At 50.6% G+C, this 17,515-nt stretch carries 20 protein-coding genes and 1 pseudogene; 1 reads left to right on the top strand and 20 read right to left on the bottom strand.

The window, feature by feature from the left end:
• Positions 1-6: 6 nt before the first annotated feature.
• The 6 genes from INF30_RS01645 to INF30_RS01620 form a co-directional block, all read right to left on the bottom strand.
• The gene (locus INF30_RS01645) at positions 7-2,217 is read right to left on the bottom strand and encodes a U32 family peptidase (RefSeq protein ID WP_226394024.1); all 2,211 of its coding nucleotides are present in this window, start codon (positions 2,215-2,217) and stop codon (positions 7-9) included.
• A gap of 54 nt (positions 2,218-2,271) precedes the next feature.
• Positions 2,272-2,685 carry a cell division protein ZapA gene (gene zapA, locus INF30_RS01640; RefSeq protein WP_076777445.1) on the bottom strand — a complete coding sequence of 138 codons (414 nt, stop codon included), beginning with the start codon at positions 2,683-2,685 and terminating at the stop codon, positions 2,272-2,274.
• 67 nt (positions 2,686-2,752) lie between these two features.
• On the bottom strand, positions 2,753-3,760 hold the full coding sequence (gene ruvB / locus INF30_RS01635) for a Holliday junction branch migration DNA helicase RuvB (RefSeq protein WP_226394023.1): 1,008 nt from the start codon (positions 3,758-3,760) through the stop codon (positions 2,753-2,755).
• A gap of 15 nt (positions 3,761-3,775) precedes the next feature.
• Entirely contained in the window at positions 3,776-4,390 is a 615-nt protein-coding gene (gene ruvA / locus INF30_RS01630) for a Holliday junction branch migration protein RuvA (RefSeq protein WP_226394022.1), read from the bottom strand.
• Between the two features lie 17 nt (positions 4,391-4,407).
• Positions 4,408-4,902, bottom strand: a complete 495-nt coding sequence (locus tag INF30_RS01625) for a Gx transporter family protein (RefSeq protein ID WP_076777448.1) — start codon at positions 4,900-4,902, stop codon at positions 4,408-4,410.
• 12 nt (positions 4,903-4,914) lie between these two features.
• Positions 4,915-5,286, bottom strand: coding sequence for a NusG domain II-containing protein (locus tag INF30_RS01620; protein ID WP_076777449.1), 372 nt, complete (start codon positions 5,284-5,286; stop codon positions 4,915-4,917).
• A gap of 209 nt (positions 5,287-5,495) precedes the next feature.
• On the opposite strand from INF30_RS01620, the gene INF30_RS01615 reads away from it, so the two are divergent.
• A complete protein-coding gene (locus tag INF30_RS01615; protein ID WP_226394021.1) occupies positions 5,496-6,485 on the top strand; it encodes an FAD:protein FMN transferase in 990 nt (329 codons plus the stop codon).
• 83 nt (positions 6,486-6,568) lie between these two features.
• Here INF30_RS01615 and INF30_RS01610 read toward each other — a convergent pair whose 3' ends face one another.
• From INF30_RS01610 to INF30_RS01545, 14 genes and pseudogenes are all read right to left on the bottom strand, one after another.
• Positions 6,569-7,096, bottom strand: coding sequence for a hypothetical protein (locus INF30_RS01610; protein ID WP_076777451.1), 528 nt, complete (start codon positions 7,094-7,096; stop codon positions 6,569-6,571).
• A 40-nt stretch (positions 7,097-7,136) separates the two neighbouring features.
• Complete coding sequence (locus INF30_RS14885) at positions 7,137-7,589, bottom strand: DUF2752 domain-containing protein (protein ID WP_226394186.1); 453 nt, start codon at positions 7,587-7,589, stop codon at positions 7,137-7,139.
• 14 nt (positions 7,590-7,603) lie between these two features.
• Positions 7,604-8,395 carry an RnfABCDGE type electron transport complex subunit B gene (locus INF30_RS01600; RefSeq protein ID WP_076777452.1) on the bottom strand — a complete coding sequence of 264 codons (792 nt, stop codon included), beginning with the start codon at positions 8,393-8,395 and terminating at the stop codon, positions 7,604-7,606.
• A gap of 13 nt (positions 8,396-8,408) precedes the next feature.
• Positions 8,409-8,990 (bottom strand): electron transport complex protein RnfA, encoded by a 582-nt coding sequence (locus INF30_RS01595; protein WP_226394020.1) that lies wholly within the window; start codon positions 8,988-8,990, stop codon positions 8,409-8,411.
• A gap of 11 nt (positions 8,991-9,001) precedes the next feature.
• Positions 9,002-9,718, bottom strand: a complete 717-nt coding sequence (gene rsxE / locus INF30_RS01590; RefSeq protein ID WP_226394019.1) for an electron transport complex subunit RsxE — start codon at positions 9,716-9,718, stop codon at positions 9,002-9,004.
• A 12-nt stretch (positions 9,719-9,730) separates the two neighbouring features.
• Positions 9,731-10,315 (bottom strand): RnfABCDGE type electron transport complex subunit G, encoded by a 585-nt coding sequence (locus INF30_RS01585; protein ID WP_226394018.1) that lies wholly within the window; start codon positions 10,313-10,315, stop codon positions 9,731-9,733.
• The gene (locus INF30_RS01580; protein ID WP_226394017.1) at positions 10,315-11,268 is read right to left on the bottom strand and encodes an RnfABCDGE type electron transport complex subunit D; all 954 of its coding nucleotides are present in this window, start codon (positions 11,266-11,268) and stop codon (positions 10,315-10,317) included. Before INF30_RS01580 ends, INF30_RS01585 begins: the two co-directional genes overlap by 1 nt.
• Before the next feature lie 28 nt (positions 11,269-11,296).
• Complete coding sequence (gene rsxC, locus INF30_RS01575; RefSeq protein WP_076777457.1) at positions 11,297-12,619, bottom strand: electron transport complex subunit RsxC; 1,323 nt, start codon at positions 12,617-12,619, stop codon at positions 11,297-11,299.
• 199 nt (positions 12,620-12,818) lie between these two features.
• Complete coding sequence (gene rpsA, locus INF30_RS01570; RefSeq protein WP_226394016.1) at positions 12,819-13,919, bottom strand: 30S ribosomal protein S1; 1,101 nt, start codon at positions 13,917-13,919, stop codon at positions 12,819-12,821.
• Positions 13,900-14,166 (bottom strand): annotated as a pseudogene (locus INF30_RS14825) (4-hydroxy-3-methylbut-2-enyl diphosphate reductase); the annotation flags it as partial. The pseudogene INF30_RS14825 and the gene rpsA, both read right to left, overlap by 20 nt.
• 16 nt (positions 14,167-14,182) lie before the next feature.
• The gene (gene cmk, locus INF30_RS01560) at positions 14,183-14,839 is read right to left on the bottom strand and encodes a (d)CMP kinase (protein WP_226394015.1); all 657 of its coding nucleotides are present in this window, start codon (positions 14,837-14,839) and stop codon (positions 14,183-14,185) included.
• A 26-nt stretch (positions 14,840-14,865) separates the two neighbouring features.
• A complete protein-coding gene (locus tag INF30_RS01555) occupies positions 14,866-15,306 on the bottom strand; it encodes a YcxB family protein (protein ID WP_076777460.1) in 441 nt (146 codons plus the stop codon).
• A gap of 33 nt (positions 15,307-15,339) precedes the next feature.
• A complete protein-coding gene (locus INF30_RS01550) occupies positions 15,340-16,569 on the bottom strand; it encodes a BaiN/RdsA family NAD(P)/FAD-dependent oxidoreductase (RefSeq protein WP_226394014.1) in 1,230 nt (409 codons plus the stop codon).
• The gene (locus INF30_RS01545) at positions 16,562-17,500 is read right to left on the bottom strand and encodes a MurR/RpiR family transcriptional regulator (RefSeq protein ID WP_076777462.1); all 939 of its coding nucleotides are present in this window, start codon (positions 17,498-17,500) and stop codon (positions 16,562-16,564) included. The genes INF30_RS01550 and INF30_RS01545 overlap by 8 nt, the downstream gene beginning before the upstream one ends.
• Positions 17,501-17,515: the final 15 nt, after the last annotated feature.

Below are 17,515 nucleotides of genomic sequence, written 5' to 3'. Positions count from 1 at the left end.
TTTCACCTACTTTACTCCCCGTTTGAAATGCCCCCGGGTAAATCCTTCCTCCCACTGGGGCGTCTGGCCGCCGCAAAGCCACTTGCGGAACATTTCCAGCACCTCCCGGGTTCTCTCCCCGCTCTCCCAGGTAAACCCGCAGAGGAGTGCGCCGGGTGCCAGAGCCCGGATTTCTTTTTCCTGCCCAAAAAGGACAAGAGGATCGGGGTTATATAGTATATTATAACAGTAAAGGCATTCACTTCGCACCATAAATTTCTTGTGATACCGGTCTGTCACAGAAGTCCACCCGGCCTTTCTGGTACATGCCTTTGTATGCTTTCGGATACATCCCGCGCTGACCATGACCGGAAGATACCCGTACACGGGCAGGATCATCCTGCTCCTGTCCAGATCCCCCAGCTCCTGCGCGTTCAGCTCCAGCGGCGCCTCCATAAAGTCTGCCCCCAGATCCCGCCAGAATGCACAGGCCCTCCTGTTCCAGGCGTAGGCGGAAGCACCGGTGTCCACAGGTTTGGAGAAACCTTTCTCTTTCAGTAGAAGAAAGCTCTCCAGATTTTTCACCATGGCTCCGTCGAAATTCCGGGCTATGGCGTCCAAATGTTTCCCGTAAAAATCTTCTGCCTCTCTGCGGTAAATCTCAGCCATGGAAACATACACTTTCACCTGCTGGCTTCTGGCCTTGTCCAGAAGCTCCTGCGCACCGCCCTGGGCCCAGACTGTGTCTGAGAGATAGATCCTTTTCACAGTGGGGATGGACAGAGCGGCCCATGCCTGCTCTGCAGACATAGCGGCGACAAAGAGAGGGATCTCTCCAAGAGGGCGCTCCTTCGAAGGCTCACTGCAGGGAATGCAGGACACTTTCTGCACATCGTCTGTTCTTCGGAAACTGCCTGTGATCCTGTCTTTCAGCTTTTCCAGGCCTGCCCGCCGCAATGCATTGAGAGACTGAAGGGGAAGGAAGATATCTCCCTCTGTCCGGATGTCCAGATCCTGGAACGCAAATTCTGTATTGCCGGTTTTTTGCATCTGCTTTTGCAGCTGTTCCCGGGAAAGAGGCCTGCTGAGGGCTTCCTGCACGGTGTCGCCGGTGACAGTTACCTCCGCACGTCCCCCTGTAAGGGCGGCAGATAAAATAAGTGTAGCACTTTTTCCGGGGGAAAGTATTAATTTCCCATTAATTTTTTTCTGCAATGGCTGTTCTTTCCCGGTTTTGACGGCAGTTTCCTTCTTCTGCGCCTGCGCCGGACGGTTCAGGGAAAGCATCTCCCTGCCGTTGTGGCGGGTATAGTATCCATCTGTGTATCCCCGCCGCTGGTAGGCCTCCATGAGTATCCTGCGGTCTTCCGCCGACACGCGAAAGTCATCCTGCTTTCCTTCTTTCAGGCTGTTATACAGATCTGTGTATTTCCGGTACATGGCAGTGACTGTCTCCACGTAGGAAGGCTGCTTCATCCGCCCCTCGATCTTGAAGGACGTGATGCCTGCCCGGACCAGATCCGGTATGAGATCAATGGCACAAAGATCCTTCAGGCTTAAAAGATCCCTCTCTTTTCTGTCATGCTCCGCTCTCCAGGGAAGGCGGCACGGCTGGGCACACTGGCCCCGGTTTCCGCTCCTGCCGCCGATCATGCTGCTCATAAGACAGCGCCCGGAATAGCAGTAACAGAGGGCTCCGTGTACAAAACACTCGATCTCCAGATCTGTCCTGTCAGAGATCTGCCGGATCTCTCCAAGAGAAAGCTCCCTGGCAGGCACCACCCTTGTGACTCCTTTTTGCTCCAAAAAGGATGCGCTGATGGCGTTTGTCACAGTCATCTGTGTGCTGGCATGGATGGGGAGATGCGGGAACTGCTCCCGGATAAATTCCATCACTCCCATGTCCTGTACAATGACCGCGTCCAGCCCCTGTCTGTAAAAAGGAAGAAGATAGTTGTAGAGCTGGTCAAACTCCCGCTCTTTGACAAGAGTATTGACTGTCAGATACAGTTTTTTTCCGTGGATGTGGGCATAGTCGATCCCTTCCAGCAGCTCCTCCTCTGTAAAATTCTGTGCAAAAGCCCTGGCTCCAAAACAGGCTCCCCCCGCGTAGACTGCGTCGGCACCTGCTGCAAAGGCGCACTTCAGTATATCCAGCGAGCCGGCCGGAGACAGGATCTCCACGGGGCCGCCCTTCTGCCCTGGTTCTTTTTTATCTGTTTGATGCGGATATGGCATATCTGTCTTTCCTCTCTCTTTGATCTGCATTTAAAAAGGCTGTCACATGACAGCCTATTTTTTCTGATTGTTCTTCATCTCTGTTTCCAGCTTGACGATCTTCATCTGAAGCTCTCTGTTCTCTTCCTTCATGCGGTCCAGAGCTTTCTCTGCGTTTTCAAGCTTGATCTGCACGGAAATGAGCTCATGCTTCAGATCGTACATCTCTTTATCTTTTGCCTCGATATCGCTCTCCAGAGTGCCGCCCTGCTTCTTGGCCTTGAAATAATCGTCGGCAATGTTCAGCGCAAGGAGGATGCTCCTCGTCTCGGCGCTCTGCTTGCGGTATCCCTCACTGTTCGTACACTCTTCTAATTTATGGTTCAGATAGGTGGACACTCTCTGCAGATACTCTTCACTTTCAAATCCACTAAGCGTGAAGACTTTCCCCCCTATAAGAACTTCTGTATAATTTTTTGATGATGCCATAAATGACCTCCCGCCCTTTTACGTTTATCCTGCAATCCATTATAAACTATTTACATATAAAAACCAACTATTTTTCGATATTTTCAGGTGAAATTCCCAGATGCTCATAGCTGAGAGCCGTCACTACGCGGCCCCGGGGCGTCCGCTGTATGAACCCGTTCTTCAGAAGATAAGGCTCGTAGACATCCTCGATGGTGCCAGCGTCCTCCCCCACGGAGGCTGCCAGCGTATCAAGCCCCACAGGTCCGCCCTGAAATTTTTCGATCATGGTAAGAAGGATATTTCTGTCAATATGATCCAGCCCGTACTTGTCCACATCCAGAAGATCCAGGGCAAAGTCCGCCACTTCCTTAGTGATCATGCCGTCGTATTTTACCTGGGCAAAATCCCTCACACGCTTGAGAAGCCGGTTAGCCAGCCTGGGCGTCCCCCGGGATCTTCTGGCAAGCTCCATGGCCCCGGCCTCGTCGATCTCCACGCCCAGCACAGCTGCCGAATTCATGATGATGGTCCGAAGCTCCGGGACTGTGTAGAACTCCAGATGATGGACAACTCCAAAACGGTCCCTCAGCGGCGCTGTCAGCATGCCTGCCCTTGTGGTCGCTCCCACCAGGGTAAACTTGGGAAGATCCAGCCGGATGGACCGGGCCCCGGCGCCTTTGCCGATGACAATGTCAATGGCGTAATCTTCCATGGCCGGGTAGAGTACTTCCTCCACCTGCCGGTTCAGGCGATGGATCTCATCCACAAAAAGCACATCCCCCTCCTGGAGGTTGTTCAGGATGGCAGCCATCTCCCCCGGCTTTTCAATGGCCGGCCCGGAGGTGACTTTCATGTGAACATCCATCTCATTGGCAATGATGCCCGCCAGCGTAGTCTTTCCAAGACCCGGAGGGCCGTAGAACAGGACATGGTCCAGAGCTTCGCCCCTGGCCTTTGCCGCCTCAATATAGATCTTCAGTGTGGCCTTTGCCTTCTCCTGCCCGATGTAATCTTTCAGATACTTGGGACGGAGACTGTTTTCTATCTTAACATCTTCTTCCAGATTTTCTGTTGTGATAATTCTTCGTGTCATGTCATCTACCTGCTTTTAGAACATCATTAATTTGAGAGCGCGCTTCAGTACGCCCTCCACCTGCATGTCCTCGGTGATCTCCACCTGGCGCACCGCCTTCAGGGCCTCCGTACTTCCATAGCCGAGAGCCACAAGAGCCTGCACCGCGTCATTCTGGACAGAGCCGGAAAGAACGACTCCAGGGCCAGGCGCGCTGTCCGCTTCCTGGGAGTGACTGAGGGCATCTTCCAGGTTCAGCTTGTCTTTCAGCTCCAGGATCAGCTTTTCTGCCGTCTTCTTCCCAATGCCGGGAGCGGCCGAGATAGCCTTCACATCACCCGAGAACACAGCAAAACGCAGCTCGTCTGAGGTCAGCTGGGACAAGATATTCAGGCCTCCTTTGGGGCCGATGCCGCTGACGCCTATGACAAGCCGGAACACTTCCAGGTCGTCTCTTGTGAGGAAGCCAAACAACTGCATGCTGTCTTCCTTTACGCTGAAATAAGTATGGATCTTCACCTGGCTGCCGATGGCAGGAAGTCGTCCGATGGCACTGCCGGGCATAAAGATTCCGTATCCAATGCCCCCGGCTTCCACTACGATCCTGTCCTCTTCCACTGCGGCAAGCTCGCCTCGTATATATGAAATCATGTGACTTATCTCCTTTGTCAGTTTAATGTAATGCCTGTCAGGCGTCTCAGCATGCTGTCAGCGGCAATGCCGATGACAAGCCCGGTAATGAGCCCGGCTATCAGGAGCACAGGAATATAGTAAGAGACACTGAAGGTCTGGACCACAAACATGGCCACGATCAGCTGACCTACATTGTGCATGACACCACCTGCGATGCTGACTCCCAGAATACTGAAGCCTCCGCTCTTTTTCAGAAGAGCCATCACAGTCAGGCTGAGCAGAGCGCCGGCAAGACTGTACAGAATACTGAACATGCTGCCAAAAATAAGGCCGGCCAGGACAACTCTTGTTACAGACAAAAGATAAGCCTCTCTGAGGCTCATCTTGTAAAGTGCGATCACTATGATCAGATTGGCAAGTCCAAGTTTAACTCCCGGAATACCGATCTGGAATGGTATAAGGGATTCCACATAACTGAAAATCAGGGCCAGTGCCGTGAAAACCCCGAAATAAGCGACTCTGGTCTTCAAAAGCAGCACCTCCTAATTTGTGACAGCGTCGTATTCGCTCTCCTGGCGGGACTGGATCTCAACGATCACCCGGTTGGGGAGGCAAATTATGCTCTCATTGTCAGCAGATACAGCGCGCTGATTCACGCAGAGCTGATCCGGACAATCTGCATCGATCATCTTGGCACTTCCATTTCTGATCCGAAGCGTGTTGGACCCTCCGTTGATGGATATCTCCCGGTCTTCCGTGAGAGGATAAGTGCCCTCTATCACACCATCCACACGGATCACGGCCACACCGCTGCCTGTGTCCTTGAGCACCTCATGGAGAAGCCAGGCTCCCGCGGCTACCACCAGGATGAGAATGATCAGTATGATATCTTTTGCCTTCAGATGTTTTCTCATGTCTACTGCTTTCGCTTTCTTCTAAATACTATATGTGCTATTCTACCATATCGTTTTGTGATATGCAACCACATGTTCGGACTGGCTGTTCTGCCACGGCCATGGTATAATAACCACATCGTGGTCAGTATAGCTGCTTACAGAACAGATCCTGCAGGGCAGCAGCAAAGTGCAGCGCTGGCCCAACTTTGACAAATGAGGTGGAAAATATGATTTTACGCAAGAAAAGGTCCATTGCAGGCCTGGCAGCTGCAGCGGCTGTCTTTCTGACATCTGGCTGTTCGGCCGTCTCCTCTGAACCTATGACATATACTGACACACTATTCGACAGTGTGATCTCTCTGCAGATCTACGACAAAAAGGATCGGGACATCCTGGAGGAATGCAAAGAGCTGTGCAAGAAGTACGACGCTATGTTTTCCCGGACCAACGAGGAGAGCGAAGTCTCCAGGATCAACAACGCCCAGGGAAATCCGGTGGAAGTGTCTCCAGACACAGCCAAGCTTGTCAAGAAGGGGCTCTACTACGGCAAGCTTTCAAACGGCGCCTTTGACATTACCATCGGTTCCGTGTCCAGGCTGTGGGATTTTAAAGCTGAGGCACCAGCTCCTCCGGATCCGACAGCTATCGCCTCTGCCCTGGCTCATGTGAATTACAGGAAGGTAGTTGTGGAGGGGAACACAGTTACCCTTCAGGACCCTGCGGCAGCTATCGATCTGGGAGCTGTGGCAAAGGGATACATAGCAGACAGGCTGAAGGAGTACCTGGAGGGAGAGGGTGTGCACCACGCACTCATAAATCTGGGGGGCAATGTGCTGGCAGTGGGCGACAAGCCGGATGGTTCGCCCTTTCATATAGGCATTCAGAAGCCTTTTGACAAGAGCGGCATCCCGCTTACGTCTGTCAGGATTGATGACAAATCCATTGTCACATCAGGAACCTACCAGAGATATTTTGAGAAGGACGGTTCTCTGTACCACCATATCTTAGATGCCGCATCCGGCTATCCCTGCAATAATGGTCTGGCTAGCGTTTCCATCATCACTGACTCCTCTCTCACTGCCGATGCGCTGAGCACCACCTGCTTTCTGCTGGGTCCTGAAAAAGGCATGAACCTTGTCAACCAGCTGGAGAATGTGGAGGCCGTATTCGTGGACACGGACAATCGGATTACCTACTCAAATAACTTTCAGAAATAAGATAAAAAGGAACTTCTCAGGTTGAGTAAGTTCCTTTTTCATATGCAGTCTATCGTTCATCAAAGTACCATCGCAGCTTAAGATCAATAGCCATATGTCGGGTAAGCGCTGAAGAGCGCAGCTCCAAAGACAAACATGACAAGAATGGTAAGAACAATGACCACCGCCTCGATGATCAGGGCAGCCCGGCAGTAATTTCTGCGGTTGATGTTTCCGTTTTTACCAAAAGCCCATACGAAATAGAGAATGATGCCTGCGCAGGGGATCATCAGTGCCAGGATGGTGAGTACCCAGTCTCCCATAGACATGGGGCTTGTGTCCATGCCGCCATACTGCTGGGGATTGTAACCGCCGTTTCCTCCATACTGCTGATTATAGTTCTGGCTGTAATTGTAATTCTGGTACTGATACTGGCTCTGGTCCTGGTACTGGGTCTGGCCGTTCTGGCTGTAGTATCCTCCCTGTCCCTGACTGCCGCCATAGCTGTATCCAGCGTTGGGATCCGTGTACTGCTGCTCCTGCTGATTTTGGGTATTCCCCGCGCTGTCTCCATTTCCGGAATATGTATTGTCCTGTCCGTTATCCGGCTGATTGTTATAATTATTATCCATTTTGTTTCCTCCTTGAGACACATGATGATTTGTGCACATTTTACCATAATTGTCTGTAAATGACAATCTTTTGGATGAGATTATCAGAATGGTAAATATAGGGCGCTCTGTCAGGAAAATATCTGCACATGGATATGACATAGAAGACGACCATTCCGCAGATGAGGAGAATACCCGCCCACTTCATCCATCCAAAGAGACGTGCCCTGAGACAGACGTACCTCTGTACAAAGGCTGCCGCAAGCCACAGTATGATGGGGAAGATAAAGGGCTGCATCTCCCATGCGCCGCGAAAGTCCAGAGTGAGGGCCAAAAATCCCGCCCTGGTGAGGCCGCAGGCCGGACAGGGGAAGCCGGTCAGACCTGCGATCGGACATATGCTCCCGAACAAAATATATAAAAATATAAAACAGGCGATTATACAAATAACCGCCCATTTTATATTCTTTATATCTGTCCAGAGTAGCTTCGCACTGGATCGGATATGTTTCATCATGTAAAACCCTTTTACAGTATCACTTTCTTCGGACACTTCTCCGCACACTTTCCGCAGTTAGTGCACTTAGAAGGATCGATGTGGGCAATATTGTCTACCACTTTTACAGCATCGAACTCGCAGACCTTCTCACACATCTTACATCCGATACATCCCACGGAGCATACAGACATGACATCCTTACCTTTGTCCCTGGAGCTGCACTGTACAAGATGCTTCTGCTCGTACGGAACAAGCTCGATCAGATGACGCGGACATACGGCGATACATTTGCCGCAGGCCTTGCAGGCTTCTTTGTCAACGACAGCCACGCCGTCCACCACATGGATGGCGTCAAAGGGACAGGCCTGCACACAGGAACCCTCGCCGAGGCATCCGAACGTACAACCTTTCGGTCCGCCGTTCTGCATCATGTTAACCATGATACAGTCATGTACACCATTATAGTTGTATGTCTGTTTCGCTACTTCACAGTTTCCTGCACATTTTACAAATGCCACTTCCCGGATCTGCTCACCAGCATCCACTCCCATGATCTCGCCTACTTTGGCTGCCACAGGGGCACCGCCTACAGGACAGGCGTTAACCGGAGCTTCTCCTTTTGAGATGGCCGCAGCAAGTCCGGAACATCCCGGGTATCCGCATCCGCCGCAGTTGTTGCCCGGCAGCACGCCCAGGATCTGCTCTTCTTTTTCATCTACTTCTACTGCAAACTGTTTGTCTGCAAGTCCGAGGAAAATACCGATGAATAAACCAGTACCGCCTACAATGACTGCAGCCAAGATAATTCCTGTTATACTCATAGTTTTTTTCCTCCTATATCAGTCCTGAAAATCCGAAGAACGCAATCGCCATCAGTGTGGATGTAAGAAGAACGATCGGCATTCCCTTGAAGGATTCCGGGATATCGTTGTATTCCATTTTCTCTCTGATACCTGCCAGCAGGACAATGGCGATCAGATAGCCGACGCCTGTGGCAAAACCGTTTACAACACCCTCAAGCAGGTTGTATCCGTCCTGTACGTTGTTAAGAGCAACACCGAGAACGGCACAGTTTGTTGTGATCAGAGGAAGATAAACGCCCAGAGCGCTGTAAAGCGACGGAACGAATTTCTTCAGGAACATTTCTACAATCTGTACAAGAGCCGCAATGACAAGAATGAACACGATGGTGTTCAGATAGTCAAAGCCAAGCGGCTGCAGGATAAACTGATGCAGAAGTCCTGCCACCAGAGACGCCAGGGTGATAACGAAGATAACGGCTCCGCCCATACCGACGGAAGTCTCGATCTTTTTGGATACACCGAGGAAGGAACAGATTCCGAGGAACTGGCTGAGCACTACGTTGCTCACAAGACAGGAACCTACTGCTATTAATACTAAATTTGCTAAATCCATCTTTCACCCTCCTATTCCTTATCTTTTCCGGCTGCTGACGGGCATCCGCCGCATGTGGCACAGTCTGCGCCACAGCCAGACTGGATCTTGGAAGCATCTTTGCCCTTCTTCTCCATGTTGATCTTCACCTTGTTCTGAATAGCAGCAAGGAAAGCAAGTACAAGGAACGCGCCAGGAGCCAGGATGAAGATCGTGATAGGCGTGTATCCGGCAGCTCCGGTAGCCTCATCTGCCAGCGGAAGGATCTGATAGCCGAAGATCTGTCCTGCACCGAGGATCTCGCGGACCATACCGATGGCGATCAGAGCCACGGTAAATCCAAGTCCCATTCCAAGTCCGTCGAAAATGGACGGAAGCACCTTGTTTTTGGAGGCATAGCTCTCTGCACGGCCGAGGATGATACAGTTTACAACGATCAAAGGAATGTAAATACCCAGGGAGTCGTAGAGTCCCGGTGTAAAACCTTCCATCATGAAATCTACAATAGTTACGAAAGATGCCACGACTACAATAAACGCAGGCATACGGACAGAGTCCGGTATGATCTTACGAAGCATGGAGATCAGCATGTTGGACATAACAAGTACAAACGTTGTGGAAAGTCCCATGCCGATACCGTTCGTCGCTGAGGTCGTCACCGCAAGTGTGGGACACATACCAAGCATCAGAACAAAAATCGGGTTTTCATCTATGAGACCATTTTTCAGTCTCTCGCCACATTCATTCATCTCAACTACCTCCTAAAACGCATTCTGGAAGTAACCAAGCGCTGCATTTACCGCACCGGTCACTGCCCTTGTTGTGATGGTGGCGCCGCTGATGGCATCGATCGGCTCGCCCTCGCCGCCGTCTTTGGAAACATAAAACTTATCAGTCTGCACACCCACATACTGTCCGTAGAAAGACTCATTCTGAGCATTCATTCCAAGACCTGCCGTCTCGCTGATGGAGAGGAAGGAAATGCCACTGACTGTTCCATCTGCTGTGATGCCGACAACTACCTGTATGTCGCCGCCGTATCCCTCGCTGTCAGTTGCTGTGATGACATAGCCTGTCTCACCGCCATCAACAGTGCAGACCTCATCGATTGTAGCCTCAACGCCCAGGTCAGCAATTACCTGATCAGCCACATCTGTATCTACATCCGCCTCTTCAAAGGCATCCAGGTCCGCATCCGGGAACACAGCCTGCCATGCCTCTTTCTTCGCGTTCTCCTGGGACTGTGCGATAGGAGCTTTTGTCACCTCGTAGGCAAGTCCGAGAAGAAGGCCGGATACCAGTGTAATTACTGTAAGAATAATTGTATTTTTGATGATCTTATTCATTATTTCTCTCCTCCTTTACCGAACGGTTTTGGAAGAGTAACCCTCTCGATCAGCGGAACCAGAAGGTTACTGATGATGATGGCATAGGAAACACCCTCTGCAGATCCGCCGAAGATACGGAACAGACCTGTCAGAACACCCAGGCAGATACCGTACAGGTACTGCCCCTTCTTTGTGATGGGGGATGTGACGTAATCCGTCGCCATGAACCAGGCGCCCAGCATGAGACCGCCGCCGCACAGATGGGCTGTCAGGTAAGTGGGATCAAAAAATCCGATCTCCGGATGTGCCACATGACCAAAGATACCGACAAAGATCACAAAGGTCACAATGTATGTACCCGGTATGCGCAGATCAATAACGCCCATCAGGATCAGGAAGATCGCGCCGATGATAATGGCGATGACAGATGTCTCACCGATGGTTCCGGGAATGGTTCCGATCAGCATGTCCATAGTGTTGACCTGATCCAGAGCTCCGCTCTTCACATAGGAAAGCGGTGTAGGTCCTGTAACACCGTCATAGACAAAGCTTGTCATGGGGCCGGTGAAGGACAGAAGAAGGAAACATCTGGCACCAAGAGCCGGGTTCATAAAGTTCTGTCCAAGTCCGCCGAAAAGCTGCTTTACGATCAGGATGGCAAATACGCTGCCCAGAGCACCCATCCACCAGGGAGCTGTAGGAGGCATATTAAGACCAAGGAGCATACCAGTGACAACCGCACTGAAATCTCCGATCGTGACTTTTTTATGCATCAGTTTTTCATAGATATATTCTGTAAGCACAGCCGCCGCCGTTGTGCTGACCATCATGATCAGGGCGGGCAGTCCAAAGTTGTACACTCCGAATGCAGTTGCCGGAAGCAGTGCAATGACTACCATGAGCATGATATTGCCGGAGGTCACTTTGGAACGTATATGTGGTGAAGATGAAATGTTAAATGAATTCTCCACGTTTGTTCACCTCTTCCTCTCTTATTCTTTATTTCTTTTTCTTGCGGTTAGCAAGCGCAATTTTTCTCATAGAACCAATGGACTGCTTTAACTGACGTTTTGCAGGGCATACATAACTGCAGCAGCCGCATTCCACACACTCGAGTCCGCTGAACTTTTCAAACTTCTCCTCATCGTGATGCTCTGCGTAGTCTGCCAGTCTGGAGGGGATCAGTCTGCTTGGGCAGGCATCCACACAGCGTCCGCAGTTGATACATGCTGAAGGCTCCATTTCTGCCACCGCATCTCTGGAAAGACAGAGAATGGAGGAAGAAGTCTTTGTGACAGGAGTGTCCAGTGTGAACATGGCAAATCCCATCATAGGACCGCCGGAGATCACTTTCTTCGGCTCCCCTTTAAATCCGCCGGCAGCCTCCACCAGCTCTGCCTGGTTTGTACCAAACAGTACTTTAAAGTTGCCCGGCTCGTTTACAGCATCTCCGCTGACTGTCACGATACGCTCCATAGAAGGAAGCCCTTTTACAACTGCCTGGTAAATGTTGATCATAGTTTCTACGTTGTCCACAACGCAGCCTGCGTCCGCCGGAAGCATGGAGGAATTGATGGCTCTTCCTGTGGTAGCATAGATCAACTGACGCTCAGCTCCCTGGGGGTACTTTGTCTTCAGCGCCATCACTTCCATACGGGGCTCATCTTTTACCAGTTCTTTTAGTTTTGCGATACAGTCAGGCTTGTTGTCCTCCACTGCAAAAATACCCTTTGCGTTGTCAAACAGGGAAAGGACTACCTTCATACCGCCGACCAGCAGTTCCGGTGTCTCCATCATCCTGCGGTAATCTGCTGTAATATAGGGCTCGCACTCTGCACAGTTTGCAATAATATAGTCGATCTTCTCAGGCTCCTTCGGTGAGAGCTTTACCCTTGTCGGGAAACCTGCGCCACCCATGCCGACAACACCGGCTTCGCCGATGGCGTTCAAGATCTCCTCTTTTGTCATCTCGCCGAGCGGTTTCACCGGAGCGTACTCCACTTCTGTATACTCACCGTCGTTTTCAATGACAATACAGTTTACTTTTGCCCCTGTGGGGTTGAAATGGGGTTCGATCGCTTTGACTGTCCCTGAGACAGACGCATAGATGGGGGCAGATACAAATCCGCCGGCCTCCGCGATCTTCTGTCCCTTTAATACATGATCGCCCACTGCTACAACTGGAGAGGCCGGGGCGCCAATATGCTGAGAAAGCGGATAAACCAGGTTTCCCTTTGGCTTAATTTCGACAATAGCCTTGTCTTTTGCCAGACTTTTGCCATCATCCGGGTGTATACCACCCTTAAATGTCAACAATGCCATCTCTTTTTTCCTTCCTTCCTACTATAATCTGTATATACTATACAAGAAAAACCCGGCTTCTTCTAGTTTTTCCGGCATTTTTCTTGTATATTTCGAAGTACATCTTGTCGCATTTTTAACAATACTGCACATGAAAAGAAAGAGACTATAACATAGTCTCCATCTTTTTATACATTATATATTTGTGCGAAAATACGCTTTACTCTTCTTCTGTCTCGGCTTCAGCTGATGTCTCCTCTGCCTGCTGTGCACTCTCAAGAGCTTTCATGCTCAGGCTGATCTTCTTCTCTTCCTCGTTGAGATCTACGATCTTAGCTGTGATCTCCTGTCCGACTGTAAGAACATCAGAAGGTTTGTCAACGTGAGCTCTGGAAATCTGTGAAACGTGAAGCAGAGCATCTACTCCCGGTGCAAGCTCAACAAAAGCGCCAAAGTCTGTCATACGGGCAACTTTGCCTGTGATGACTTTGCCCACAGCGTAATCTTCCGCTGCGTTTGCCCATGGATTGGTCTCCGGGAATTTCAGGCTGAGCGCAATCTTCGTGTCATGGATATCCTTCACGAGAACGGTTACCTTCTCGCCAACCTGGAATACCTTCTTCGGATTCTCCACTCTTCCCCATGACATCTCAGAGATGTGGAGCAGCCCATCTACGCCGCCAAGATCGATAAAGGCGCCGAAGTCTGTCACATTCTTGACTGTACCTTCTACCCTGTCGCCAACCTGCAGTTTCTCGAACAGCTCTTTCTGCTTCTCTGCTTTTCTTGCAACGAGGAGCTGTCTTCTGTCACCGATGATACGGTTTCTTCTCGGATTAAATTCGCTGATAACAAATTCGATCTCCTGATCCTGATATTTGTTCAGATCTTTTTCATAAGTATCGGAAACCAGGCTTGCAGGGATAAATACTCTGGCTTCATCGATCACAACGGAAAGTCCGCCGCCGAGGATCTGGGTAACGGGAGCCTTCAGCACTTCTTTGTTCTCAAATGCTTCTCTGAGACGCTCATTTCCCTTCTCAGCCGCAAGCCGTTTATAAGTGAGCAGCACCTGACCTTCGCCGTCATTTACTTTTAATACCTTTGCTGTCATAGTATCGCCCGGGTTTACGATCGTAGTCAGATCCACGTTAGGCTCATTGGTATACTCGCTTCTTGTAATGATGCCATCTGCCTTGTAACCTATATTTAAAATGATCTCATCAGGCTTTACGTCGATGACTGTACCATCTACCACTTCCCCGTTACGTATTGTCTTAAAAGACTCTTCCAACATCTGTTCAAAAGTTAATTCTGACATTATTTTGAACCTCCTCAATTATTTTGTTGGGCGTGGATGCCCTGCTGTAATACCTACTGTTTCCACGGACCTTAATTGATTCATATCAAAATCGTCAAGTGTCTGTATGTAGTACGTATTGTTACATGCATGATCCACAATGCCGTTTTACAGCACAGTAAATCGTATCTAAAACAGTTATATCATACCCCTTTTTCGAGATAATTTCAACTAAATCTTTGAATTTAATGTAATTATATGTCGTTTGGAGTTCTGCGTATATTTCAGCGGCAGAGAGCGAGAATGGCATCTGCCACCTGCCTTATAGTCATGTCCGAACTGTCCACCCGCACAGCGTCTTCTGCCTGACGCAGAGGGGAGATCTCCCGGTTCATATCTCTTGTGTCCCTGTCGATGATGTCTTTCTCGATCTGTGCCAGATCACAGGGGATCCCTTTCTCAGTCAGCTCATCATATCTTCTCTTTGCCCTGGTCCGGCTGCTGGCCGTCAGGTAGACTTTCACGTCTGCGTCAGGCAGGACACATGTGCCGATGTCTCTTCCGTCCATCACCACATCCTGTCTGCGGGCCAGCTCTCTTTGCAGGGAGAGCAGCTTTTCCCTCACTTCCGGGATGGCGGAACTTTTGGAAGCCATATTCCCCACTTCCTCAAGCCGCAGCCTGGAAGTGATATTCTCTCCGTTCAGGTAGATCTGCTGCTGTCCGTCCTCGTAGCCGATGGAGACTTCCGCATCCTGGCACGCTTCTTTGATCTTATCTGTCTCCTCAGGGGAGATACCTCTGTTCAGAAAGTGTACTGCCAGTCCCCTGTACATGGCTCCTGTGTCCACATAGATATATCCTTTTTCTTTTGCCACAAGCCGGGCGATGGTGCTCTTTCCCGCACCTGCCGGTCCGTCGATCGCTATATTGTAACCCATAACTTCTGCTCCTTGTTCTGTCTGTTTTAGAGATGCTCTACGCTGCCGGCCTTTGTGCATTTTTTCAGAAGGAATTCTTTCAGGTCCGCCAGGCTGTGTCCCTTTACGCTTCCCTTTTTCAGAGCGATGAACCCGTCCTTTTTCCTTTTCTTTCCGGCCACCAGAGCAAGGGTGGTATCTGTCTCGTATATGCCTTCTATCTCATCGTAGGTAAACTCCTGAGTAACATCCCCCGTCACACAGGTGAAACGATCCTCATAGAAGCTGACTTTCACAAGACGCTCTTTCCGGCTGATCTTCTTCAGCTCCGCCCAGCGTTTCTTTGCACCCTCGTAGGCCTTTGTCCTGATGTCCTGGATCTTGAAGGGCCCCCAGGCTTTTGTGTTTCTGTATTTATAGAGAGCCGTGTACATTTCGTTCACAATTTTGAAAGATTCGCTGTATTCCATATAGTATATTGGTTCCATAATATCATTCCTTTTCCTGTAGATTCTTTTGTGCTAGGGGATGCTGCTCCCTGCCATGTAGGCAGTGGACCAGGCGATCTGAAGATTAAATCCTCCCGTCACCGCGTCGAGATCCAGCACTTCCCCCGCAAAATAGAGCCCTTTTGTTATTTTTGACTCCATGGTGGCCGGATCGATCTCCCGCACCGAGACGCCGCCCTTCGTAATGATGGCCTCGCTCCAGCCCCGCAGGGACACGACCGTCACCGTCAGATCCTTGATCAGACATACAAGGGCTCTTCTCTCCTCCCGGGAAATATCGTGGATCTTCTTTTCCGGAGGGATGCCTGACAGCTCCACCACCACAGGGATCAGTTTGGAGGGGAGAAGTTTCCCCAGGGAGTTCTTGAACTGTCTGTTCTTCTGTTCCCCGAAATCTCTGAGTATCCTCTGGTCCAGCTGCTCCTGGGAGAGGGCGGGCTTCAGGTCGATGTGGAAGGTCAGGGGACCTTTCTCCAGCCTCGGCCCCACTTCGCTTGTGGCGCTCAGGATGACAGGGCCACTGAGGCCGAAATGAGTAAAGAGCATTTCGCCGAAATCCCGGTACACCTCTTTCTTACCGTCCTTCACAGTCAGCTGTATGTTTCTCAGGGAGAGCCCCATCAGATCTCCCACCCACTTTTCTTTGGCTTCCACCGGCACAAGGGAAGGGAAAAGAGGGGTTACTTTATGTCCCGCATCCCGGGCAAACCGGTATCCGTCCCCCGTGGATCCTGTCAGGGGATAGGAAAATCCGCCTGTTGCCACGATACAGGCGTCACCCTTTTCCTCCCTGCCATCAGCGAGGGTAATACCGGCGACCTGCCCGTTCTCCACAAGAAGACTCTTTACCTCAGCGTGGAGATGAAGGTGTACTTGGAAAGCCTTCATCTGCTGTTCCAGGGTGCGGATCACGTCAGAGGAGTGATCGGAAGAGGGAAAGACGCGCCCGCCCCTCTCTATCTTTACAGGCATGCCGTTCTCCTCAAAGAAACGGATCACATCCTGGTTTGTGTGGGTGTAAAAACTGCTGTAGAGAAATTTCCGATTGCTCTTTACCGCCTGGAGCATCTCTTCTGTATCGCAGTCATTTGTCAGGTTGCACCGTCCCTTGCCTGTAATAAAAAGCTTCCTGCCCGCCCGGTCGTTTTTCTCGAACAAGTGGACCTGATGTCCCTGCCGGGCAGCTGCAAGGGCCGCATACATGCCGGCCGCGCCGGCGCCGATGATCAGAACTTTACTCATGATTTGCCTCTTTGTCCTCATTTCTTCCTGCTGGAGACAGCTCCACTTTGCCGCTTACCTTGTCCAGCTCATCCCCGCTGTACACCTGATATTCGTCCCAGATCTCCTCCAGCATTTCCAGAGTGGAGACCACCTCCTTCTGCTTTTTCATGCACAGAGCAACCACCAGTGCATTGACCACGCTTAAGGGGGCCACCAGAGAGTCCACAATGGAGGCCATGTCGCTCCTGGCGATCAGGTTGCAGGAGGAGTAAAGATTCATGGGTGAGTGGATGCTGTCTGTCAGGGTAATGACCTTTGCCTTCCGGTTGCTGGCAAACTCCAGCGCCTTCAGGGTTCGCATGGAATACCTCGGAAAGCTGATGCCGATAATCACATCCTCCTCTCCGATGCGGATGAGCTGCTCGAAGATCTCACTGGAGCTGTTGGTGCTCACAGCCGTCACATCTTCACAGAGCAGATTGAGATAGAAGCTTAAGAAACTGGCCAGAGGCGCACAGCTCCGTATACCCACCACATACACTTTTCTTGCCTTTAGGATGGTTTCCACAGCCAGCTCGAATGCCTCGTGATCAATACTTTCCATGGTAAGTTTGATTTTTTCGATATCAGACTGAAGGACAGAAGCCAGAATCTCTCCCTGGGTGATACGCCCGTAGGTCACTTCCATGCGCTGGATGGAATTCAGGCGGGTGCGGACCATCTCCTCAAGGGCCTTCTGAAAAGCCGGATAGCCGGAATACCCAAGGGCTGTAGCAAAGCGTACTACGGTAGACTCGCTGACTCCCACTACCTGTCCCATTTTGGCTGCTGTGAGGAAGGCAGCCTTGTCGTAATCCCTGCGAATATAATCCGCCAGCTTTTTTTGTCCCTTGCTGAATTTTGCGTAACCATCATCAATTTTCTGCAGTAATTCGTTGTTTGTTCCCATTTTACAGGTCCCTTT

The sequence above is a fragment of the Claveliimonas monacensis genome (assembly GCF_014982975.1).
In the GTDB taxonomy this organism is placed as follows: domain Bacteria; phylum Bacillota; class Clostridia; order Lachnospirales; family Lachnospiraceae; genus Claveliimonas; species Claveliimonas monacensis.
The sequence above is the reverse complement of the archived record's forward strand: the minus strand, read 5'-3'. Positions and strand labels throughout refer to the sequence as shown.